The 4713-nt window shown below is 62.4% G+C and carries 6 protein-coding genes and 1 tRNA gene; 2 read left to right on the top strand and 5 right to left on the bottom strand.

The genetic code is table 11. The features are described from left to right. Positions 1 to 186 precede the first annotated feature (186 nt). Positions 187 to 969: an enoyl-CoA hydratase gene (locus CON76_RS11780; protein WP_101103538.1), complete on the top strand. Its 783-nt coding sequence runs from the start codon at positions 187 to 189 to the stop codon at positions 967 to 969. Positions 970 to 1005: 36 nt separating this feature from the next. Then, positions 1006 to 1082: transfer RNA gene (locus CON76_RS11775), tRNA-Met, on the top strand. Positions 1083 to 1132: 50 nt separating this feature from the next. Here the strand turns inward: CON76_RS11775 and CON76_RS11770 are convergent. From CON76_RS11770 to CON76_RS11750, 5 genes are all read right to left on the bottom strand, one after another. Beyond that, the gene (locus CON76_RS11770; RefSeq protein ID WP_101103537.1) at positions 1133 to 1312 is read right to left on the bottom strand and encodes a hypothetical protein; all 180 of its coding nucleotides are present in this window, start codon (positions 1310 to 1312) and stop codon (positions 1133 to 1135) included. A 21-nt stretch (positions 1313 to 1333) separates the two neighbouring features. Continuing rightward, on the bottom strand, positions 1334 to 2353 hold the full coding sequence (locus tag CON76_RS11765; RefSeq protein ID WP_101103536.1) for an LLM class flavin-dependent oxidoreductase: 1020 nt from the start codon (positions 2351 to 2353) through the stop codon (positions 1334 to 1336). A gap of 29 nt (positions 2354 to 2382) precedes the next feature. Next, entirely contained in the window at positions 2383 to 2652 is a 270-nt protein-coding gene (locus tag CON76_RS11760) for a DUF2783 domain-containing protein (RefSeq protein ID WP_101103539.1), read from the bottom strand. A 25-nt stretch (positions 2653 to 2677) separates the two neighbouring features. Next, a complete protein-coding gene (locus tag CON76_RS11755) occupies positions 2678 to 4336 on the bottom strand; it encodes an FAD-dependent oxidoreductase (protein WP_101103535.1) in 1659 nt (552 codons plus the stop codon). A 103-nt stretch (positions 4337 to 4439) separates the two neighbouring features. Beyond that, positions 4440 to 4713, bottom strand: a 274-nt coding sequence (locus CON76_RS11750) for an RNA-guided endonuclease InsQ/TnpB family protein (protein WP_101103534.1), incomplete at its 5' end; no start/stop codon positions are given.

Raw genomic sequence — 4713 nt, 5'->3', positions numbered from 1 at the left:
CAGTTGCAGGGTTTTGGTGGTGGTGTTCACAGCATTCATCATAGAGGACAATTGCACGACCGACTACGGGCCGACCTAGTCTGATCGCTCGAACCTCGGGCCGAACCCTGAGGCTTGCCACTCAGTTCTGATCACCACGCTGTGGTACACATCACCACCTATTCCACCCACAACAGGAGAGACACCTTGAGCCATACCCCAGAATTCATCCAAGTCCGCACCGAAGGCCGCGTCGGCATCGTCACCATCCACCGTCCCAAGCAACTCAACGCGCTCAACGACCAGCTCATCGACGAACTGGTGGCGACCCTGCAAGCGTTTGATGCCGACGACAACATCGGCTGCACCATCGTGACCGGCAACGAAAAAGCCTTTGCCGCTGGGGCCGACATCGGTGCCATGGCCAGCTACACCTTTGCCGATGTGTACAAAACCGAATACATCACCCGCAACTGGGATGCCATCCGTGGCATCCGCAAACCCATCATCGCCGCCGTGAGCGGCTTTGCGCTGGGCGGTGGCTGTGAACTGGCCATGCTGTGCGACTTCATCATCGCCGCCGACAACGCCAAATTTGGCCAACCCGAAATCAAGCTCGGCATCATCCCCGGTGCTGGCGGCACCCAGCGTCTGCCGCGCGCGGTGGGCAAGGCCAAGGCGATGGACATGGTGCTCACTGGCCGCATGATGAACGCCGAAGAGGCCGAACGCGCCGGGCTGGTCAGCCGCGTGGTGCCGCTGGACAAGCTGATGGACGAAGCCCTGGGTGCGGCACTGACCATCTGCAACTACTCGCTGCCCAGCGTGATGGCGGCCAAGGAGACCGTCAACCGCGCCTTTGAGGGTGGTTTGAGCGATGGCGTGATGTTCGAGCGCCGCCTGTTCCACGCCCTGTTTGCCACCGCCGACCAGAAGGAAGGCATGGCCGCGTTCGTCGAAAAACGTGCGCCCAACTTCCAGCACCTGTAAAGACCGGCAAAGTTTTGATATACAATTTGGGCTTCAGGCTCTTTAGCTCAGCCGGTTAGAGCGACGGAATCATAATCCGCAGGTCCCCTGTTCGAATCAGGGAAGAGCCACCAAAACATCGAAAGCACTTGGTCACAAGCCAAGTGCTTTTTTGTTGTTCACCTCAATCGTCGTCCCCATCGGGAATGACCGCATCGGCCACCGCACCCACTGCCTTGGCCGTCACGGACACACCGGTGGCCACCACCGTCACCGCCGCATCGGCCACCGCCACCACGGCACAGCCTTGCAAACCCAACACCGCTGCGCATACGCACGCACGCCACACCACAGACCATTGCATCGCGATTCCCTTTTCTTTCTTTCAAGCAGTGGAAGTGGCCACGGAACGCCATGCCTGCACGGTGATGTCCAGCGAACGCCAACGCGCCGCCGAATCGAAAATATCGCACACGACCATGAACTCATCGGCCTCGGTAGCGGCGTGCAAATCCTGCAAACCGGTGGCGACCCGCTGCGGGCCACCAACAACAGCCACGGCCAGAAAATCGTCCACCGCCTCGCGCGCATGGGGTGGCAGCTGGCGCATGAAATCTGGCACGGGTGGGGCCAACTCCATGCGGTTGCCGGTCAAAATACCCAGCACGCGCTGCTGGGCACTGCTGGCCAGGTACTCGGCCTCTTCATCGGTGGAGGCGGCCATCACCGGCACGCCCACAATCGCGTAAGGGGCCTCCAACACCGCGCTGGGGCGGAAAGCGTCGCGGTACACCTCCAACGCTTGCAACAGCAAACGCGGCGCAAAGTGGGAGGCAAAGGCGTACGGCAGCCCCTTTTGCCCCGCCAGCCGCGCCGAATACAGGCTGGAACCCAACAGGTACAACGGCACCCGGGTGTTGGCACCGGGCCGGGCGACCACACGCTGCCCCGGTTGCACGGGGCCCAACAGCCGCTCCAATTCCGCCACGTCGTGCGGGAAGTCGTCCTCGGCCTCCACACGCTGACGGCGCAACGCGCGCATGGTGGTGGGGTCGGTGCCGGGTGCGCGGCCCAATCCCAAATCGATGCGGCCAGGGTACAACTCGGCCAAGGTACCAAACGCCTCGGCCACCACCAGGGGTGCGTGGTTGGGCAGCATGATGCCGCCCGACCCGACCCGGATGCGCTGCGTGCCACCGGCAATGTGCCCCACCAGCACCGCCGTGGCCGAACAGGCCAACCCGTTGATGTTGTGGTGTTCTGCCAACCAGTAGCGTGTAAAACCCAAGGCCTCGGCGTGTTGGGCGGTGCGCAGCGCCAGCGCCAAGGCATCGGCCACGGTGCCGCCTGCACGCACCGCGACCAAGTCCAGCATGGACAAACAAACGTCAGAGAGAGCTTTCATACCCCCCGATTCTGACATCTACAGCGATATCAGACATCCGTGTGGCTCGGTGCCACCGGCGTGATGGCGGCACGCTCCGCCGCGCGCACGGTTTCCGCCGTCAGGGCGGTGCCACGGGCCACGTTCAATGCCTCCTGCAACACGGTCAAGTCCCCAATATGGTTGGCCAGCAGCAGCACCAGACGCGCGTTCAGAGCGTGGCTCTGTTCGGTGCTCAGCCCCTGATGGGTGGCAATCAAGGCCTCGTAAAAATCGTCGTAGGCAAAGTCACGGGCCTGGGTGTTCAAGGTGTTCGACATGATGGTGTTCTCCACAAGGTTGGCTTCAGGCGGCCACGGTCTGGGCGGTGGCGGTGGCCAAGGCAGCGCGCACGGCGGCCTCGGTGGGGGTACGCCAACGGGCGGCTACGTGCTGGTCGGGGCGGATCAGGTACGCCGTGCCCGGCGTGGCATCCAGGCGCTGCTGCGCCAGGCCCCGCACATCCAGCAAGTCGTGGCCCACCGACACCGGGGTGACGTGCGGCAAGCCGCGCGCCCAGTCCGGCACATCGCCAAACACCAGCAGGGTGAAGTCGGGCGCGGTTTCACGCAGCAGCCAACTGGCGCTGCCATCGGCGCGTTGCACCGGCGCATCGGTCAGCGGTGCGCCCGGCACCATCTTGCCCGCAAAACTGTCCACATCCGGCGTGTTCAGGGTGGAATGGAACAACGTGGCCGGCACCGACAAACGCCCACTGTTGACAATGCGGCGGGCAAACGGCTGTTCACGCGCCAAATCCAACACCGCGTCGCGGAACAAACGGCTGATCTCGCTCTTGGGTGTGATGAAGTCGGTGGCGCGGGTGGAGTTGAGGATGTTCTCGTCGGCAGCGTATTCGCGCTCCGGGCCGTAAGTGGCCAGCAGTTCGGGGCCTGCCCAGCCCTTGAGCAACCAGTCCAGCTTCCAGGCCAGGTTGTCGGTGTCCTGCACACCGCTGTTGGCACCACGCGCCCCAAACGGCGACACCCCGTGCGCACAGTCGCCCGCAAACACCACACGGCCATGCACAAACTGGTCCATGCGCAAACAGGCAAAGGTGTAGACGCTGGCCCATTCCAGCGTAAAGTCCACGTCCTTGCCCAGCAGGGCCTTCACGCGCGGCATGATGTTTTCGGGTTTCTTTTCCTCTTCCGGATCGGCATCCCAGCCGAGCTGGAAGTCGATGCGCCACACATTGTCGGGCTCACGGTGCAGCAACACACTCTGGTTGGGGTGGAACGGCGGGTCGAACCAGAACCAGCGTTCGGTCGGAAAGTCCGCCGTCATCTTCACATCGGCAATCAAGAAGCGGTCGTGGAAAATCCGGCCCTTGCTCTCCAACCCCATCAGGTTGCGCATGGTGGAGCGTGAACCATCGCACGCCAACACCCACTGCGCGTCCAACTGGTACGGGCCTTCGGGCGTTTCAACCGTCAGCAAGGCACCATCGTCGCGGGTCTGGATGCCGGTGATCTTGTTGCCCCAACGGATCTCGATGTTGTCCAGTTGCAAACAACGCTCGACCAAATACGCCTCACAGTAGTACTGCTGCAAGTTGATGAAAGCCGGGCGCTCATGGCCGTCCTCGGGCAACAGGTCAAACTGGTACACCTGCTGGTCTTTGAAGAACACCTTGCCCACGTTCCACGACACACCCTTGTCCACCATCGGCTGGCCCACGCCCAGGCGGTCCCAGACCTCCAGCGTGCGCTTGGCAAAGCACAGCGCGCGCGAGCCGATCGAGAGGTGGTAATCGTTGTCCAGCACCAGCACGCGCTGGCCGCGCTGCGCCAGGTCGATTGCCAGACTCAGGCCCGCCGGGCCAGCGCCCACGACCACAATCGGGTGCTGCACCGGCTGCGCGGCGTCCTGATCAGACGAGCGGATGTACGGGAATTCAATCGCTTGCACCTCGGCACCACTGCCGTGGAACGGATAGGAAGAAGCGTCAATGGGGGTGGTCATGCTACGGGTCTCCGGATGTTGTTATTCAACAATAACAAACTTATTTGTTGATGCGGAACCGCAATGGTACACAAAAATTCAGCACATTGACATCCTCCCCGCCCTAAAGGACGGGGATTCCTGCTGCCAGACGGCGATGCCCCGCCGCGAGAATGTTCCGTGCCGCGTTCACGTCCCGATCATGTGTCGTTCCGCACTCGCTGCACGTCCATTCCCTTATTCGCAAACCCGCCCTACCTTTCGGACTGCTGGCGGGTATCACCCCGCAGCACGAGCAAGTCTGGGTTGAATACGCTTCGTTCACGACCTCGAACACCACACCGGCCTGATGGCTCTTTTGTTCCAACATGGTTTTCAGCATGGCCCAGCCCGCGTCC

It is taken from the genome of Macromonas bipunctata (genome assembly GCF_002837135.1).
In the GTDB taxonomy this organism is placed as follows: domain Bacteria; phylum Pseudomonadota; class Gammaproteobacteria; order Burkholderiales; family Burkholderiaceae_C; genus Macromonas_A; species Macromonas_A bipunctata.
This window is presented reverse-complemented; position numbering and strand designations above follow the sequence as displayed.